The organism is Streptomyces sp. HmicA12 (assembly GCF_000373565.1).
Taxonomy (GTDB): Bacteria; Actinomycetota; Actinomycetes; order Streptomycetales; family Streptomycetaceae; genus Streptomyces.
Window position 1 is genome coordinate 24,925 of record NZ_KB891801.1, and the last position, 17,095, is coordinate 42,019.

At 71.4% G+C, this 17,095-nt stretch carries 16 protein-coding genes; 6 read left to right on the forward strand and 10 right to left on the reverse strand.

Features of this window, described 5'->3' with window-relative positions; translation table 11 throughout:
* Window positions 1-50: 50 nt before the first annotated feature.
* Genes B072_RS0109770 through B072_RS0109790 form a run of 5 tightly spaced genes read right to left on the reverse strand, consistent with a single transcriptional unit; the run spans window position 51 to window position 4,830 of the window.
* Window positions 51-1,472 carry a purine-cytosine permease family protein gene (locus B072_RS0109770; RefSeq protein ID WP_043243669.1) on the reverse strand — a complete coding sequence of 474 codons (1,422 nt, stop codon included), beginning with the start codon at window positions 1,470-1,472 and terminating at the stop codon, window positions 51-53.
* A 13-nt stretch (window positions 1,473-1,485) separates the two neighbouring features.
* Window positions 1,486-2,433 carry an ABC transporter substrate-binding protein gene (locus B072_RS0109775; RefSeq protein WP_018529756.1) on the reverse strand — a complete coding sequence of 316 codons (948 nt, stop codon included), beginning with the start codon at window positions 2,431-2,433 and terminating at the stop codon, window positions 1,486-1,488.
* Window positions 2,434-2,444: 11 nt separating this feature from the next.
* Window positions 2,445-3,122: an ABC transporter permease gene (locus B072_RS0109780; protein WP_018529757.1), complete on the reverse strand. Its 678-nt coding sequence runs from the start codon at window positions 3,120-3,122 to the stop codon at window positions 2,445-2,447.
* Window positions 3,123-3,127: 5 nt separating this feature from the next.
* Entirely contained in the window at window positions 3,128-3,778 is a 651-nt protein-coding gene (locus tag B072_RS0109785; protein WP_018529758.1) for an ABC transporter permease, read from the reverse strand.
* Window positions 3,775-4,830 (reverse strand): ABC transporter ATP-binding protein, encoded by a 1,056-nt coding sequence (locus B072_RS0109790; RefSeq protein WP_018529759.1) that lies wholly within the window; start codon window positions 4,828-4,830, stop codon window positions 3,775-3,777. Before B072_RS0109790 ends, B072_RS0109785 begins: the two co-directional genes overlap by 4 nt.
* Before the next feature lie 171 nt (window positions 4,831-5,001).
* Here B072_RS0109790 and B072_RS0109795 point away from each other — a divergent pair, with 171 nt between their 5' ends.
* Both B072_RS0109795 and B072_RS0109800 read left to right on the forward strand, forming a co-directional pair.
* Window positions 5,002-6,510 (forward strand): aromatic amino acid ammonia-lyase, encoded by a 1,509-nt coding sequence (locus B072_RS0109795; RefSeq protein ID WP_018529760.1) that lies wholly within the window; start codon window positions 5,002-5,004, stop codon window positions 6,508-6,510.
* 199 nt (window positions 6,511-6,709) lie between these two features.
* Entirely contained in the window at window positions 6,710-7,588 is an 879-nt protein-coding gene (locus B072_RS0109800) for a MurR/RpiR family transcriptional regulator (protein ID WP_018529761.1), read from the forward strand.
* Between the two features lie 308 nt (window positions 7,589-7,896).
* Here the strand turns inward: B072_RS0109800 and B072_RS0109805 are convergent, their stop codons facing one another.
* Window positions 7,897-9,288: a cystathionine beta-synthase gene (locus B072_RS0109805; RefSeq protein ID WP_018529762.1), complete on the reverse strand. Its 1,392-nt coding sequence runs from the start codon at window positions 9,286-9,288 to the stop codon at window positions 7,897-7,899.
* A gap of 193 nt (window positions 9,289-9,481) precedes the next feature.
* Here B072_RS0109805 and B072_RS0109810 point away from each other — a divergent pair, with 193 nt between their 5' ends.
* From B072_RS0109810 to B072_RS0109820, 3 genes are all read left to right on the forward strand, one after another.
* Complete coding sequence (locus tag B072_RS0109810) at window positions 9,482-10,498, forward strand: SGNH/GDSL hydrolase family protein (RefSeq protein ID WP_078506369.1); 1,017 nt, start codon at window positions 9,482-9,484, stop codon at window positions 10,496-10,498.
* A gap of 311 nt (window positions 10,499-10,809) precedes the next feature.
* The gene (locus tag B072_RS0109815; protein ID WP_018529764.1) at window positions 10,810-12,030 is read left to right on the forward strand and encodes an acetyl-CoA C-acetyltransferase; all 1,221 of its coding nucleotides are present in this window, start codon (window positions 10,810-10,812) and stop codon (window positions 12,028-12,030) included.
* A 273-nt stretch (window positions 12,031-12,303) separates the two neighbouring features.
* Entirely contained in the window at window positions 12,304-13,128 is an 825-nt protein-coding gene (locus tag B072_RS0109820) for a hypothetical protein (protein ID WP_018529765.1), read from the forward strand.
* A 46-nt stretch (window positions 13,129-13,174) separates the two neighbouring features.
* On the opposite strand, the gene B072_RS0109825 is transcribed toward B072_RS0109820, so the two are convergent.
* Entirely contained in the window at window positions 13,175-13,486 is a 312-nt protein-coding gene (locus B072_RS0109825) for a hypothetical protein (RefSeq protein WP_026245642.1), read from the reverse strand.
* 87 nt (window positions 13,487-13,573) lie between these two features.
* Between B072_RS0109825 and B072_RS0109830 the strand changes: the two genes are divergently transcribed.
* Window positions 13,574-13,804 (forward strand): DUF4287 domain-containing protein, encoded by a 231-nt coding sequence (locus B072_RS0109830; protein ID WP_018529767.1) that lies wholly within the window; start codon window positions 13,574-13,576, stop codon window positions 13,802-13,804.
* Window positions 13,805-13,880: 76 nt separating this feature from the next.
* On the opposite strand, the gene B072_RS0109835 is transcribed toward B072_RS0109830, so the two are convergent.
* From B072_RS0109835 to B072_RS0109845, 3 genes are all read right to left on the reverse strand, one after another.
* A complete protein-coding gene (locus B072_RS0109835) occupies window positions 13,881-14,777 on the reverse strand; it encodes a Bax inhibitor-1/YccA family membrane protein (RefSeq protein ID WP_018529768.1) in 897 nt (298 codons plus the stop codon).
* A gap of 156 nt (window positions 14,778-14,933) precedes the next feature.
* The gene (locus tag B072_RS0109840) at window positions 14,934-16,109 is read right to left on the reverse strand and encodes a 4-hydroxybenzoate 3-monooxygenase (protein WP_018529769.1); all 1,176 of its coding nucleotides are present in this window, start codon (window positions 16,107-16,109) and stop codon (window positions 14,934-14,936) included.
* 108 nt (window positions 16,110-16,217) lie between these two features.
* Window positions 16,218-17,021: a hypothetical protein gene (locus B072_RS0109845; RefSeq protein ID WP_018529770.1), complete on the reverse strand. Its 804-nt coding sequence runs from the start codon at window positions 17,019-17,021 to the stop codon at window positions 16,218-16,220.
* Between the last annotated feature and the right edge of the window lie 74 nt (window positions 17,022-17,095).

Below are 17,095 nucleotides of genomic sequence, written 5' to 3' on the forward strand. Positions count from 1 at the left end.
CGGTCACGAGCCATCCCCTGTCGGGAATTCTTGATCGTTCCGAATCCGGATCATGACCTGACCGAGATCGCGGACCCACCCTCCGTGACCGGTTCCAGGATCGTCTCGGCCGGCACGTGCGTGGTGTCCCGCCGGGCCAGCGCCCAGTACAGGACGGCCGGCACGACGAGGCCCACGATCCACGAGACGTCGGCGCCGCCGAGCGGTTCCACGAACGGCCCGGTGTAGAACGACGTGGCCAGGAACGGGAGTTGGGCCGCGACCCCGACCGCGTACGACACGAGCGCGTCCCACCGCCAGGCGCCGTAGCGGCCGCGCGGGTCGCTGAGGGCGGGGATGTCGTACTTCTCGCGCGAGATCAGGTAGAAGTCGACCAGGTTGATCGCGGACCACGGGGTGAAGAACGTCAGCAGGAACAGCAGGAAGTCCTTGAAGGAGGACAGGAAGCTGTCCTTGCCCGCCAGCGCCACCGCCGTGCCCGCGACCATGATGACCGCGATGTACGCGGCCCGGCCGCGCGGCGACAGCGTCCGCTGCCCGCGGAAGCCGCTGATGCCGGTCACCATCGACATGAACCCGCCGTACGTGTTGAGCACGTTGATGGTGAGCTTGCCGAGCGCGATCACGAAGTAGAAGAAGGACGCCACCAGGCCCGCGCCGCCGAGCGAGACGACGTAACCGACCTGGTCGTCGAGGAAGGCGCCGCCCGACGAGGCCGCGACCAGCACACCGAACGTCATCGACCACTGCGAGCCGAGCGCCGAGCCGGACAGCGTCCACCAGAACGTGGCCTTCGCGCTCGTCGTGCGCGGCAGATAGCGCGAGTAGTCGGCGACGTACGGGCCGAACGCGAGCTGCCACGACGCCGAGAGCGACATCGCGAGGAGGAACATCGGCAGCGAGAAGTGCGCGTCGCCGAGCAGTTCGCCGAGGTCGACGCGCTCGACGAGCCGAACCCCCAGGTACACGAAGGCCAGCGCGCAGATCACGCTCGCGACCCGGCCGAGGGCATGGATGACGCGGTAGCCGACGGCCGCCATGACCGCGGTGACGACCGCGAAGGCGATGATGCCGGTGGTGTCGCTCGTGTGGGTCAGCTCGGCCGTCGCCTGTCCGGCGAGCACGCTGCCGCTCGCGAAGAAGCCGACGTACATGAGGATGACCAGGAGCAGCGGGACGACGGCGCCCTTGACCCCGAACTGCGCCCGGGACTGGATCATTTGAGGCAGCCCGAGCTTCGGGCCCTGCGCCGAGTGGAGCGCCATGACGGCGCCGCCGAGCACATTGCCGAGCACGAGCCCGATCAGCGACCAGACGACGTCGCCGCCGAAGACGACGGCGAGGGCGCCGGTGACGACGGCCGTGATCTGGAGATTGGCGCCGAGCCAGAGCGTGAACTGGTGGAACGCGCGCCCGTGCCGCTCGCTGTCCGGGACGACGTCGATGGAGTGCTGCTCCACTACCGCTGCCATGGTGCGCTACCTCTTACTTCTTCTGCTTCTTGGTGAGCCCGTGCTGCTTCGCGTAGTCGTTCGCGACGTCCTCGGGGTCCTTCTTGTCCTTGTCGACGAGCCGGTTGAGCTCGGTCAGCTGCGCGGTCGTCAGGACGTTGCCGAGGCGCGCGAGGGCCTTGCGGACGGTCGAGTCGGCCTTGCGGTCGGCGATCAGCGGGACGACGTGCTGGCCGGGGATCAGGTTCTTGGGGTCGCTGAGCACGATCCAGTGGTTGGCGGCGATGTCGGTGTCGGTGGTGAACAGGTTCGCCACGTCGACGTCGCCCTTCTTGAGGGCGCCCTTCACCAACGGCCCCGAGGAGTCGAGGGACTTGAACTCCCTGAAGTCGACGCCGTACACGTCCTTGAGCCCTTCGGCGCCGACCTGCCGCTTCTTCACCTCCGGCGCCGCGCCGATGACGAGCTTGCCGTTGTGCTGCGCGAGGTCGGCAAGGGACTTGAGGCCGTACTTCTCGGCGGTCTCGCGGGTGACGACGAACGCGTCCGAGTCCTCGGCCATCCCGTAGGGCAGGATCTGCAGCCCGTCGGGGAGCGCGACGGCGAGCGCGTTCTGCATCTCGCCCTCCTCGGCGGCCGTGGACTTGGTGTCGAGGTAGTGCAGCAGGGCGCCCTGGTACTCGGGCAGCAGGTCGATGTCGCCGCCCTTGAGCGCGGGGATGAGGATCTCGCGGGTGCCGAGGTTGGGCCGCACGGTCGTCTTGACGCCGGCCGCTTCGAGGACGGCCGCGTACAGGTACCCGAGGACCTGGTTCTCGGTGAAGTTGGCGGTGCCGATGGTGACGCCGCCCTTGCTGGACCCGCCGCCCGATCCGCCCGAACTCCCCTGCCCGTCGAGGGAGGTGATGCCGCCGGAGCAGGCGGCGAGCGCGGGGACGGAGGCTGCCGCGGCCAGGCCGCCGAGGAGGGTACGTCGGTTCATGTGGGTGACTCCTAGGCGGACTTCAGGGTGGTCGGGCGGTGACGGAACAGCAGGCGCTGGAGGCCGGAGAGGGCCAGGTCGAGGACGACCGCGACGAGCGCGACGAGCACGGCCCCGCCGAGCACCTGCACGAGGTCGCGCTGGGCGAGCCCGTCGAAGACGTAGCGGCCGAGCCCGCCGAAGGAGACGTAGGCGGCGATGGTGGCGGTCGCGACGACCTGGATGAGCGCGAGCCTGAGCCCGGTCATGATCAGCGGCAGCGCGAGCGGCAACTCGACCTGGATCAGCACCTGGTGGGCGCGCATGCCCTGGCCGCGTGCGGCGTCGCGCACCTCCGGGTCGACGGCGGTCATGCCCGCGTACGTGTTCGTCACGATGGACGGCACGGCGAGCGCGACCAGCGCGATGTAGACCGGCCACATCGACAGGCCGCTGGCCAGGAAGACGAGGACGACGAGTCCGACGGTGGGCAGCGCGCGCCCGAAGGAGGAGAGGTTGATCGCGACGAAGGCGCCGCGTCCGGTGTGCCCGATCAGCAGCCCGACGGGCAGCGCGATCACGGCGGCGATGAGCGTGGCGAGCAGCGAGTACTGGAGGTGCTCGGCGAGCCGGTGCCCGATGCCGTCGCTGCCGGTCCACTGCTCGCCGCTGACGAGCCAGGACCCGAGGTTCTTGAAGAGTTCGTACATGGCGGTCAGGCCTTCCGGGTCCGGGTGCGGGTCCAGGGCGTGAGCAGCCGCTGCACGGCGACGAGGAGCGCGTCCGCGACGAGCGCGAGCAGCAGCGTGAGCACGACGCCGACGATCACCGGGGTCGGGAAGTTGCGCTGGAAGCCGTCGGTGAAGAGCTGGCCGAGGCCGCCGTCACCGATGTAGGTCGCCACGGAGACGAGGGAGATCGACATGACGGTGGCGATGCGGACGCCCGCCATGATCACGGGGAGCGCGAGCGGGAACTCGACCGTGAGGAGCGTGCGCAGCGGCCGCGTGCCCATGGCCTTGGCGGCCTCCTTCGTCTTCTGCGGTACGGAGTCCAGGCCCTCGACCGTGTTCCGGAGCAGTACGACGAGCGTGTAGATCGTCAGGCCGATGACGGTGGTGGTGCGGGTGAGCCCGGAGACCGGGAGCAGCAGCACGAAGACCGCGATCGACGGGATCGTGAACAGGACGTTCGAGAGCCCGAGCAGGAAGCCGCGCAGCGGCCGCACGCGGTGCGCGACGACGGCGAGCGGGAGGGAGATCAGCAGGCCGAGCCCGACGGCGGTGAGGGCGGCCTGGAGGTGGGAGACGGTGAGGGTGGTGAGGTCCGAGCCGTGCTCGGACACCCAGGTCCAGTCGATGGTCATGCGGCGCCCGCCCCGGCATCCGTCAGGGCCTGCGCGTGCGCGACTCCGGCCCGTCCGTGGATGTCGTCCCGGGAGGTGACCCCGGTCAGCACGCCATCCGCGTCGACGCGGGCCACCAGCCCCGCCGGGGACGCGACCGACTCGTTCAGCGCCGACAGCAGCGAGTCCCGGTCCCGCAGCGGGCGTACGGGCGTCTCGGCGCCCGTCTCCCGGTCGCGCCAGGCCAGCGGCTTGCGGGCCGCGTCCAGGGCCAGTTCCCAGGGGCCACCGTCCGGCGCGGGCCCCTGCGGTACGTCGCTCAGGTCGGTCAGGGACAGCAGCTTCAGGCCGCGCTCGGCGCCCAGGAAGTCCGCGACGAAGTCGTCGGCGGGCCGGGCGAGCAGCTCCGCGGGCGCGGCGCACTGCACGAGGTGGCCGCCCTCGCGGAACACGGCTATGCGGTCGCCGAGCCGGACCGCCTCGTCGATGTCGTGCGTGACGAAGACGATGGTCTTGTTCAACTCCTGCTGGAGGCGGAGCAGTTCGTCCTGGAGCTGGGTGCGCACGACCGGGTCGACGGCGCCGAACGGCTCGTCCATGAGCAGGACGGGCGGGTCGGCGGCGAGCGCGCGGGCCACGCCGACGCGCTGCTGCTGACCGCCGGAGAGCTGGTGCGGGTAGCGCTTGCCCATCTCGGCCGAGAGCCCGACCCGCTCCAGCAGCTCACCGGCGGCGGCCCGCGCCCTCTTGCGGCCCCAGCCGAGGAGCAGCGGCACGGTGGCGACGTTGTCGAGGACGGTGCGGTGCGGGAAGAGGCCCGCCTGCTGGATGACGTAACCGATGGAGCGGCGCAGCTCGGCCGCGTCCTGCTCCAGGACGTCGCGTCCGCCGACCCGGATGGTGCCGGAGGTGGGCTCGACCATGCGGTTGATCATCCGGAGGCTGGTGGTCTTGCCGCATCCGGAGGAGCCGACGAAGACGGTCACGCCCCCTTCCGGCATGTCGAGCGAGAGATCGTGGACCGCCGTCGTGCCGTTCGGGAACCTCTTGTGGACCGCTTCGAACTGGATCATGGAGCGCCTCTGGAGTCCTCTTGCCCGTCCTGCATATCGTCATGCAGAGTTCTTGGTGCGTGAATAGGTTGTCAATGCCCTCGTGTAAATCGCCGGTAAATCACCTGCGGATCGCCCCACATCGCCCGAACTGTGAGACACAGACGACTGTTTGAGGAGGAACAGCCCGTTATGCCCCCGAAGTCGTCCTCTGCGACACCCCTGGCCCCCGCCACCCGCCCCGTCGCCCAGCCCGTGGTCGTCCTCGACGGCCACGGCCTCCCGGTCGCCGACGTGGTCCGCCTCGCCCACGCCGCCGCGCGCCCGGTCCCCGGCACCGACGCCATGAAGCGGGTCGAGGAGTCCTGGAACGCGGCCCGCGAGATCGCCGCCTGGGGCCGCGTCTACGGGCGCTCGACCGGCGTCGGCGCCAACCGCTCCGAGGACGTGCCCACCGAGGCCGCCGCCGACCACGGCCTGCGCCTGCTGCGCAGCCACGCGGGCGCGATCGGCGACGAGCTGCCCGAGCGCGAGGTACGGGCGATGCTCGCGGTCCGCGCGAACCAGCTGCTCGCGGGCGGCGCCGGCCTGCGCCCCACCGTCGTCACGGCGCTGTGCGAGGCCTTGGCGAACGGCGCGCACCCCGCGGTCAACGAGCACGGCTCGGTCGGTACCGGCGACATCGCCCCGCTCGCCCAGATGGGCCTGGCGCTCGCGGGCGAACACCCCTGGCGCGGCAAGGGCACCCCGCCCGAGGCCCAGCCCCTCGACAACAACGACGCGCTGGCCCTGATCTCCTCCAACGCCCTCACCCTCGGCCAAGCCGCCCTCGCCCTGCACGAACTGCGCACCCTCCTGCGGGCCACGCAGCTCGTCGCCGCGATGAGCCTGATGGCGGTCGACGGCTCCTACGAGGCGTACGCGCTGCCGGTCCACGAGGCCCGCCGGCACCGGGGCAGCTACGACGTCGCGGCGAGCATGCGCGCGATCCTCGGCGCCGACGAGCGCCCCACCCCGCCGCTCGGCCGCATCCAGGACCCGTACGGCTTCCGCTGCGTGCCGCAGATCCACGGCCCGGCGCAGGACGCGGCGGACTCCCTCGAGGACGTCCTCACGGTCGAGATCAACGCGGCCGCGGAGAACCCGCTCATCTCCCCCGCGGACATGGCGGCGTATCACCACGGCGGCTTCTACATGGCCCAACTCGCCCTGGCCCTGGACCACTTCAGGCTGGCGATGACCCAGGTCGCCCGCCTGTCCACGTCCCGCCTCTCCACCCTGAACGAGCCGAACTTCACCCGCCTGCGCCCCTTCCTCGCGGACGGCGAGGCGGCGTCGTCGGGCGTGATGATCCTGGAGTACGCGGCCGGTGGCGCCCTCGCCGACCTGCGCGCCTTCGCGGCCCCCGCCTCGCTCGGCCACGCGGTCCTCTCCCGCGGCGTCGAGGAACAGGCCAGCTTCGCCTCCCTGGCGGCCCGTCAGACGCTGCGCCTGTGCGCGGCCTACCGCCAGGTCATCGGCTGCGAACTCGTCGCGTCGGTAAGGGCGTTGCGGCTGCGCGACCTCCGCCTCGACCCGGACCTTCCGGTCGGCCGCGCCTTCGCCCTGGCGGACGCGGAACTCGCTCCCGAGATGGCCGATCGCCCCCTGACGCTGGATGTGGAGCGAGCGGCGTCGATGCTGGACCGGTTCACGGAGTAGGCGTCGGCATGCGCTCCGCACAGCCTCCCCTGGGCGAGCGAAGCTCGCTCCAGGAGCGCGGGGAACTGCGCGAGAAGCCCCCACGCATTCGCACACGGCAATCAACCCCTGGCGCCCCGCCCCACCCCTGAATAAGCTCATGCACAACACAATCCCCGTGAATGGCACGAACGGGCCGGCGGGGCACGGACGGGGAGCCATGACCGAGCAGACCGAGCAGACCGGCAGGACCGGCGGAGCCACGGGCGGCCACAGTCCCGCCGCCCGCCTCCAGCACCTCTTCGAGGGCCACCGGCTCACCCCCACCCAGCGCCGCATCGCGCACTGCATGGTGCGGCGCGCGGCCGACGTGCCGTTCCTGTCCTCCGTCGAGCTGGCCGAGCTCGCCGGGGTCAGCCAGCCCTCCGTGACCCGCTTCGCGGTCGCCCTCGGCTTCGACGGCTACCCGGCGCTGCGCAAACACCTGCGCGAGGTCGCCCCCGCCGAACCGGCGTCCGCGACCAAGGCCAACGAGTACCAGCAGGCGGTGGAGGCCGAGATCGCGAATCTGCGCCACCTCGCCGACCTCCTCGCCGACCCGGCACCGGTCGAGCGCGCGGGCCGGCTGCTCGCCGCCTCCCGGCCGCTGCCGGTGCTCGGGCTGCGTGCCGCGGCCTCCCAGGCGTACGGGTTCTCGTACTTCGCGGCGAAGGTCCACCCGGACGTGCGCCTCCTCGACGAGGGCGGCACGATGCTCGCCGACCGCATCGACACGGCGGTGCGGGCCGGGGCCACGGCCCTGCTCTGCTTCGCGCTGCCCCGCCACCCGCGCGAGGTCGTCGACGCCCTCGCGCACGCGAAGTCGGCGGGCCTGACGGTGGTGACGGTCGCCGACTCGGCCTTCGCGCCCGTCGCCGCCCACTCCGATCTGCTGCTGCCCGCCGCGGTCGGCACCGGACTCGCCTTCGACACGGCGTGCGCGCCGATGCTGCTGGGCCGGGTCCTGCTGGAGGCCCTGTGCGACGGGCTGCCGGAGGCACAGGCGAGGCTGGAGGAGTTCGACGTACGGGCGGCCGAGCGCGGCCTCTTCGTGGAGTAACTCCCGTACCCGGGAAAAGAGTTGCGCGGGGACCGCCGCACCCCCTTTACGGGGGGCGGGACGACGGCGGTCCCCGCGGGGGACGTGTCCGGCCCGGTCAGGGCCTGGCCGGCACGTCCTGGGCGTCCATGGAGGTCCGGGAGCCGCTCCGGTTGTCCTTGACGCCGCTACGGTGTCGGCTGGGGCGGGGAGCCGCTCCCGCCCCTTCCGACATCCACTAATCTGCCGGACCCGTGTTAAGCGGGTGCTGCGCGCACGTGTCGCGCTCGTACCGTTTTCGCGAACCTCCCCGGCGCGGCCCCCGGGATCTACTTGACGGCGCCCTTCGCCAGGAACGCCAGCAGGTCCTGACGGCTCACCACACCGGTCGGTTTGCCCTCGACCAGCACGATCGCCGCGTCGGCGCGCCCGAGCACGCTCATCAGGTCCGCCACCGGCTCCCCGGAACCCACCTGCGGCAGCGGGGCCGACATGTGCTTCTCCAGCGGGTCGCCGAGGGAGGCCCGCTGGGCGAACAGGGCGTCGAGCAGCTCCCGTTCCACCACCGACCCGATGACCTCGGCGGCCATCACGTCCGGGTGCCCGGCCCCGGGCTTCACGATCGGCATCTGCGAGACGCCGTACTCCCGCAGCACGTCGATGGCCTCGCCGACCGTCTCCTCCGGGTGCATGTGCACGAGTTCGGGCAGGGCGCCGCCGGCCTTGTCCTTCATGACGTCGCCGACGCGCGCGCTCGGCCCGGTGTCCTCCAGGAACCCGTAGTCCGCCATCCACTCGTCGTTGAAGATCTTGCTGAGGTAGCCGCGGCCGCTGTCCGGCAGCAGCACGACCACGACGTCGTCGGGCCCGAGCCTCTCGGCGACCCGCAGCGCGGCGACGACCGCCATCCCGCAGGACCCGCCGACGAGCAGACCCTCCTCCTTGGCGAGGCGCCGCGTCATCTGGAAGGAGTCCTTGTCGGACACCGCCACGATCTCGTCGGCCACGTCACGGTCGTACGCCGTCGGCCAGAAGTCCTCACCGACGCCCTCGACGAGATACGGCCGCCCGGAGCCGCCCGAGTAGACCGAGCCCTCGGGGTCGGCGCCGACCACCTGGACCCGGCCCTCGCTCGCGTCCTTCAGATAGCGCCCCGTGCCGGAGATGGTGCCGCCGGTCCCGACCCCGGCCACGAAGTGCGTGATCCGGCCGTCCGTCTGCTTCCACAGCTCGGGACCGGTGGAGTGGTAGTGGGAGAGGGGGTTGTGCGGGTTGCTGTACTGGTCGGGCTTCCAGGCCCCCGGAGTCTCCCTGACCAGGCGGTCCGAGACGTTGTAGTACGAGTCCGGGTGCTCCGGGTCGACGGCCGTCGGGCAGACGACGACCTCGGCCCCGTACGCGCGCAGCACGTTGATCTTGTCGGTGCTCACCTTGTCGGGGCACACGAAGATGCACTTGTACCCCTTCTGCTGGGCGACGATGGCGAGCCCGACGCCCGTGTTGCCGCTGGTCGGTTCGACGATCGTGCCGCCCGGCCGCAGCTCCCCGCTCCGCTCGGCCGCCTCGATCATGCGCAGCGCGATGCGGTCCTTCACGGAACCGCCGGGGTTGAAGTACTCGACCTTGGCCAGGACGGTCGCCCGGAGCCCTTCGGTCACCTTGTTGAGCCTGACGAGCGGGGTGTTGCCGACGAGGCTGATCATCGAGTCGTGGATCTGCACGGTCTACTCCGGATCTCCTGTGGATCTCCTGCGTGGGGATGCGGCCAGCGTATTGCGCACACCGGGGCTTCATCTCCCATTGCGATTGACCGACGGTGATTACGGGGCAAGGAGTTCATGTGCCCGGAAAAGAGTCGCCCGGGTCGCGGAGTCGGGCAGTCGTCGAGGCAACAGAGGCAGGTGGCCGCGGAACATGTCGAGCAGGGCGAGGGTGGCACGGCGGATCGCCGCGGGCGCGGCGTACGGCGGTGGCGGGATCGGGCTCCTGGGCGCCGCAGCGGTTGGGGTGGTGCTCGCGGAGGTGCAGATGGCACGCCGCCAGGTCGGCAACCACGGCACGGATCCGGTCCATGTGCCGTCCGCGGACGGGCGGTACGGCAGGACCTTCGGCACCGCGGGCGCCGCGGCGCTGCGGTTCGCGGTGCTCGGTGACTCCACGGCCGCCGGGCAGGGCGTGCACCGGGCCCGGCAGACCCCGGGCGCGCTGCTCGCGTCGGGCCTCGCGGCGGTGGCCGAGCGCACGGTGGAACTGCGCAACGTGGCGCTGCCCGGCGCCATGTCCGACGACCTCGACCGGCAGGTCGCGCTGATCCTCTCCGACCCGGACTGGCGGCCCGACGTCTGCGTGATCATGATCGGCGCGAACGACGTCACGCACCGGATCCCGGCGACCAAGTCGGTACGTCATCTGTCGGCCGCGGTACGGCGGTTGCGCACCGCCGGCGCCGAGGTGGTGGTCGGCACGTGCCCGGATCTCGGCTCGGTGGAGCCGGTGCAGCAGCCGTTGCGCTGGATCGCCCGGCGCGCCTCGCGGCAGCTCGCGGCGGCGCAGACCATCGGCACGGTGGAGCAGGGCGGGCGGACGGTGTCCCTGGGTGACCTGCTCGGCCCGGAGTTCTCCGCGAACCCGCGCGAGCTCTTCGGTCCCGACAACTACCACCCCTCCGCGGAGGGGTACGCGACGGCGGCGATGGCCATGCTGCCCACGCTGTGCGCGTCCCTCGGCCTGTGGCCCGAGGAGGAGCGGCCGGACGTCTCCCGCTCGGAGGGCTTCCTGCCGGTCGCCCGGGCGGCGGCGCGGGCCGCGGCGGAGGGGGGCACCGAGGTCACCGGCGCGATGCCCACGGGGCCGCGCGGTCCGTGGGCCCTGCTCAAGCGACGTCGCCGCCGCCGCGTCCACACCCAGGACCCGACCCCGGTCGGCTCCTAGCCCCGGCGCGGGGTGAGCGCTTCAGGGGGCGGTCACCTCGGCGCCGTACGCGGCTGACCGCCCGGTGGGGCTTCTCGCGCAGTTCCCCGCGCCCCTTACGGGGCTCGTCCTCGCCCGCGTTCCCAGCGCGCCGGGAGGGCGCATTTCTCCGGCCCCGATGAACCGCTCGACCCGCGGAGCGCTGAGCAAGCGCTTAGAAAAATGCGGCAGGGGTCACACGGCCAGGGCAGTGACCCGCGCCATACGTACGGGTAACTTCCCAGACGGTCCGCCCGAAAAGCGCCACCGCACTCGAACCCTCTGGAGCCGTGATGCCCGAAGCAGTGATCGTCTCAGCAGCCCGTTCCCCGATCGGCCGCGCCTTCAAGGGCTCCCTGAAGGATCTGCGCCCTGACGACCTGACCGCCACGATCATCCAGACCGCCCTCGCCAAGGTCCCCGAGCTGGACCCGCGCGACATCGACGACCTGATGCTCGGCTGCGGCCTGCCCGGCGGCGAGCAGGGCAACAACCTCGGCCGCATCGTCGCCGTGCAGATGGGCATGGACCACCTGCCCGGCTGCACCGTCACCCGCTACTGCTCCAGCTCCCTGCAGACGACCCGCATGGCGCTGCACGCCATCAAGGCGGGCGAGGGCGACGTCTTCATCTCGGCCGGTGTCGAGATGGTGTCCCGCTTCGCCAAGGGGAACTCGGACTCGCTGCCCGACACCCGTAACCCCTTCTTCGCCGAGGCGGAGGCCCGCACCGCGGCCGTCGCCCAGCAGGAGGGCACTTCCTGGCACGACCCGCGCGAGGACGGCCTCGTGCCGGACGCGTACATCGCGATGGGCCAGACCGCCGAGAACCTGGCCCGCCTCAAGGGCATCACCCGCGAGGAGATGGACGCCTTCGGCGTGCGCTCCCAGAACCGCGCCGAGGAAGCCATCAAGAACGGCTTCTGGGAGCGCGAGATCACCCCGGTGACGACCCCCGACGGCACGGTCGTCAGCAAGGACGACGGCCCGCGCGCCGGCGTCACCCTGGAGGGCGTGGCCGGGCTCAAGCCGGTCTTCCGCCCGGACGGACTCGTCACGGCCGGCAACTGCTGCCCGCTGAACGACGGCGCCGCCGCCCTCGTGATCATGAGCGACACCAAGGCGCGCGAGCTGGGCCTGACCCCGCTCGCCCGCGTCGTCTCCACCGGCGTCTCCGGCCTGTCCCCCGAGATCATGGGCCTGGGCCCGGTCGAGGCCAGCAAGCAGGCGCTCCAGCGCGCCGGGCTGACCATCGGCGACATCGACCTGGCCGAGATCAACGAGGCGTTCGCCGCGCAGGTCATCCCGTCCGCCCGCGAGCTGGGCATCGACGAGGACAAGCTGAACGTGAACGGCGGCGCCATCGCCGTCGGCCACCCCTTCGGCATGACCGGCGCCCGCATCACCGGCACGCTGATCAACAGCCTCCAGTTCCACGACAAGCAGTTCGGCCTGGAGACCATGTGCGTCGGCGGCGGCCAGGGCATGGCGATGGTCATCGAGCGCCTGAGCTGAGACAGCCCCGAAGCCTGAGTCGGCCGGGACCGGTCCTTGACCGGAATCCGTCTACTCAATCGTGATCCAATCTCCCCCATGATGTGATCCGCGTCATGGGGGAGAACGATTTTCGCAGGTCAGCGCGTACCCAGGCCATACCGGGCCTAAACGCCCGGCCAAAAGACCTGTCCAATTCGTGACGTAATGCACTGACAGCTGGTTCGTCCAGGCTTCAAGCTGATGTAGGAAGTCGGGGGTCGACTTGAAACCGGGAGTACGTCAGTGAGCGCCATGCCTGCCACCCTCAGTGTCCTGCTGCTCGCCTCGGCCGCTGCCACGGCCGTCGGCGCCGTCACTCTGCACCATGTGCGGGGTCTGCGCCGGCAGATCGTGGACCTGAGAGACGAGCTGGCCCGGGACCGCGCCGTCGGCGCGCGCCCCGCGACCGTCCCGGCGGCCCGCACCACCCCGGACACCGACGCGATACGCGAGGCCGTCGCCGACGCCCTCGCCGAGGAGCGGGAGCGGGAGCTGGCCGAGGCGCGGGCGTTCTGGGCGGCGCAGGAGGCGCGGGACGGCTCCGACCTGCCGCCGTTCCTCGCGGGCGGCGCGCTCGGCGAGGAGCTCTTCATGCCCCGGCAGGCGGACTTCGCGGGCCTCGAACCGGTCGTCGAGCCGGTGCTCGAGCCCTCCCTGGAGTCGGAGGACGAGTTCGCCGACGAGTCCCCTGAGCTGGCCGCGGCCCGCCGCCGCCACCCCTCGCACCCCGACTTCGTCCCGGTGCAGGCCGAGGTCTCCGGGATCGCCGGGGGCGTCGGCGACCACGAGCGCACGGTGGCCTGTCTGGAGGAGCTGGCGCAGGCGCGCACGGCCCTCGCGGACGTCCGCCCCGGGCCGCTCGGCACGCTCGACGTCTACGTCTTCGCCGACGGCACGACCCTGTGCATGACCCCGGGCCACCGCGAGACGGCGGAGCAGCTCGCCGCGGCGCTGCGGGCCGGTGACACCCCGGTCCTGCTCGGCGGCTCCGGCATCTCGGGCGCGTACGCCCTGACCTTCGAGTGCGGCTCGGGCAGCGTCTACATCCTCGCGGACCGCGTCATAGCGTCGGCCTGATCCCCGGCCGGGGAACCGCGCGAGAAGCCCCGCCGGCCCGTAGCCGCTAGACCCCGGCCCGCTTCATCCCCGCCTCGACCATCTCGACGGCCCGGGCCAGGTCCTCCGCGTCACGCAGAGCCACCCCCAGGTCCCGCCCCGCGACGGTGAGTTGGTCCGCCGCGGCGAACATCCCCGCGTCCGGCATCTCCCGCACCTCGGCCCCGGGCGCCTCCAACCGCTGGGCCCACGCGGCGAGTTCCCTGGCCAGCTCCAGTGCCGCCGCGGCGGCACCCCGCTGCAGCCGGCTCTGGGGAGCGGCCCGGAGCCGATCCGCGAACTGATCCACCACGGCAGTCAAAGACGTCGTATCAAGCACGCGGTAACGGTAGCTGTTTACAAGCCGGGACGGGTCAGGCACGGTGGCGTGAAGGACCGGCCACATCGAAGCGTTCCGGAGGCGCCGATGTCCCAAGTCTTCTCCGAGGAGACCCACCGCAATCTGCTGGCTCGCATCCCCCACTGCACCGGTCGTGAAGTCTCCGACTGGCTGCGCACCGTCGAAGAAGGCCCCTGCTTCCTTCGCTTCGAAGAGAAGGTCAGCTGGCTGCGCGGGGAGCACGACCTCGCGTACGGCCACGCCAAGGCAATCGTCCACGAGTACGACCTCAGGCGCGCCGCACGGCGCTTCGGTTAGCCGCACACCACTCCCCCAGACAGCAAAGGGCCCGCGCACCGGAAGGTGCGCGGGCCCCGGACTGCCGAGGGGACTACTAGTCGTTGCCCTGCAGGATCGCGATGAGCCGCAGGAACTCCATGTAGATCCAGACCAGCGTCATGGTCAGACCGAACGCGGCGAGCCACGCCTCTTCCTTCGGGGCGCCGTACGCGATGCCGTCCTCGACCTGCTTGAAGTCCAGGGCCAGGAAGCACGCGCCGAGCAGGATGCCGATGACGCCGAACAGGATGCCGAGCGGGCCGCTGCGGAAGCCGAGGCCGTCACCGCCGCCGAAGACGGCGAACAGCAGGTTCACGGCCATCAGCAGGATGAAGCCCATCGCCGCGGCCATCACGAAGCCGTAGAAGCGGCGGTTGACGCGGATCCAGCCGGCCTTGTACGCGACGAGGACGCCGACGAACACGGCCATCGTGCCGATGACGGCCTGCATGGCCGCGCCGCTCGCGATGTGGGTGTCCACGACGTTGGACACCACGCCGAGGAAGACACCCTCGAGGGCGGCGTACGCCAGGATGATCGGCGGGGACGCCTTGCGCTTGAAGGCCTGGACGAAGCCCAGGACCATCGCCACGAGGCCCGCGCCGATCGCGATGCCGTACGACTTGCCGATGTTCGCTTCGTCGACCGGCAGGAACGCCCAGGCGAGCGCGGCCGTGACGACCAGCAGGCCCAGCGTGGTGGCGGTACGCACGACGACGTCGTCCATCGTCATGCGACCGGTGGTGACCGGCGCCTGCGGAGCGCCGTACTGCACGTCCTGCTGCGCGTACGGGTTCTGCGCGTACGGGTTGCCGGCGGGGGCCTGCGCGTAGGGGTTCCCCTGCGCCGTGCCGACAGCGGGGCCCCCGGCCTGCGGCTGCGCGTTGAACTGCGCGTAGCCGTTGTCGCGGCTGAACCCCCGTCGCGAGAAGACCGGGTTGCTGCTCCTCATTTCACTCCTCCGTGGCCACCGGATATGGCCTTGCCATCAAGAGTAATGGTCTGGCAAAGATCCGATCCTAGTGCTCAAGGAGGATCTTTCCCATCCTGTTACGAGGAACGCCGCACTGGCCTGCGTTGTTCCGCTCACCGAGGGATCACCGGGCGGTCACAGAGCGAAGCCGGTGTATGCCTCGGCGAGATCGGCCTCCGCGGACCCGGACGTGGTCACGCGGTCGAGCCGGGCCAGCTGGATCCTGTCGTCGAAGGCGGTGGCGTCGGGCGCGCGGTGCAGCATCGTCGTCATCGCGTAGCTGAACCGCTCGGCCTGCCACACGCGCCGCAGACAGGTCTCGGAGTAAGCGTCCAGGGCGGTCGCGTCCCCCTTCTCCCGGTACGCGATCAGCGCGCGGGCGAAGGTGACGACGTCGCCGACCGCCAGGTTGAGACCCTTGGCGCCGGTCGGCGGGACGATGTGGGCCGCGTCCCCGGCGAGGAAGAGCCGGCCGTGCCGCATGGGCTCGTGGACGTAGGACCGCATGGGGGTGACCGACTTGGACGTGACCGGTCCGCGCGCGAGGCGCCAGTCCGGGTCGTCGACCTCCAGGCGGCGGTCCAGCTCGTCCCAGATCTCCTCGTCGGCCCAGTCGTCGGCGTCGGTGCCCTCGGGGACCTGGAGGTAGGCGCGGGTGACCGAGGGGGACCTCATGCTCAGCAGCGCGAAGCCGCGGTCGCTGCGGGCGTAGACCAGCTCGTCGTGGGAGGGGGCGACATCGGCGAGGATGCCGAGCCAGCCGAACGGGTACGTGCGCTCGTACGTGCGCGAGACCGACTCCGGGACGGCCTGCCGTGCCACGCCCCAGAAGCCGTCGCAGCCGACCACGTAGTCGCAGTCGAGGACGTCCTCGCGGCCTTCGTGACGGAACCGGATCCGCGGGGCCGGGGTGTCCGCGCCCTCCACGGCGAGCGCCTCCGCCTCGAACAACAGCGGCCCGCCGTCGACGAGTTGAGCGGCTATCAGATCCTTGCAGACCTCCGTCTGCGCGTAGACCATCACCTGCCGACCGCCGGTCAGAGCCGGGAAGTCGACGCGGTGGCGGCGGCGGTCGAAGCGCAGCTCGATGCCGTCGTGCGGGAGGCCCTCGCGGTCCATGCGGGCGCCGACGCCCGCCTCGCGCAGCACGTCGACGGTGCCCTGCTCCAGGATCCCGGCGCGCTGGCGCTGCTCGACGTACGCGCGGTCACGGCTCTCCAGGACCACGGACTCGATCCCTGCGTTGTGCAGAAGCCTGGCCAGGAGCAGCCCCGCCGGGCCTGCTCCGACGATGCCGACGGTGGTGCGCATACGGATCCCCTCGCGTCATTGCGTGTGGTGCGTTCGCTTGCGTTCGCCTGGTGAACTTTCGTTCAAAGAACGCTTGTGGGGGATCTTCCGCCCGCTCGCGCACGGGTGTCAATGGGTCTTGGGCAGCACACCCGGCCTGATCTCGACGCGGACGCTGCTGTCGTCCGCGATGACATAGACGGGATCGGTCCCGCGCCGCCAGTGCACGGGCAGCAGGTAGTAGCGGTGACCGCGCTCGATCAGCAGCCGCAGGCCCTCGTAGCGGTACCGGTAGTGGGCCCCCTCGCCCAGGTCCTGGCCGCCCGGACCCGGCGGCGCGATGGACAGCCGGTCGGTGCTCAGGATGACCACGGAGGGGCGGCGCACGATCAGGGCCGCATCGGATCCGGCGTCCTGCCGGCCGAGCTGCCCCGCCACGAGCGCCACGACCCAGACCAGGAACAGGCCCGCGAGGAGCAGCGACACGGTCCGCTCCCAGATGGCGCGCGGGCCCGCCGCGGGCGCCTGCCCGAGCAGCAGCCCGCCCACGACGAGCAGCGGCGCCGCCCATCCGTAGGGCTGGATCCACCGCCACAGCAGCAGGAGCAGGGCGCCCGCGGCGACCGGCACGAGGTGAGCCCGGGCGACCGCCCGCCCGGCTCCGCGCAGCCGCTCGATGTGCCGCGCGGGAATCCGAAGCACCGTCAGAAGCCGTGGCAGCGCGGGCACGAGGAGCAGCAGCGTGAGGATCTCCAGGACCGGCAGGGTGGCAAGTCGCAGGCTGCGCATGACCAGTTCGAACGTGTCGAAGCCGACGGCGAAGGAGTCCAGTCGGAAGTAGCCGAAGTACGCGTTGGCGTAGATGTAGCCCGCGTAGAGCATCAGCCCGGCGATGAACGACCCCGCTCCCACAACGGAGTTGATGAGATCCATGCGCAGTACGCCCGACCGCGCCGGTCCAGGAGCGGGAGTGGGAGTGGGAGTGGGCGCGGGCGCGGGGGCGCGAA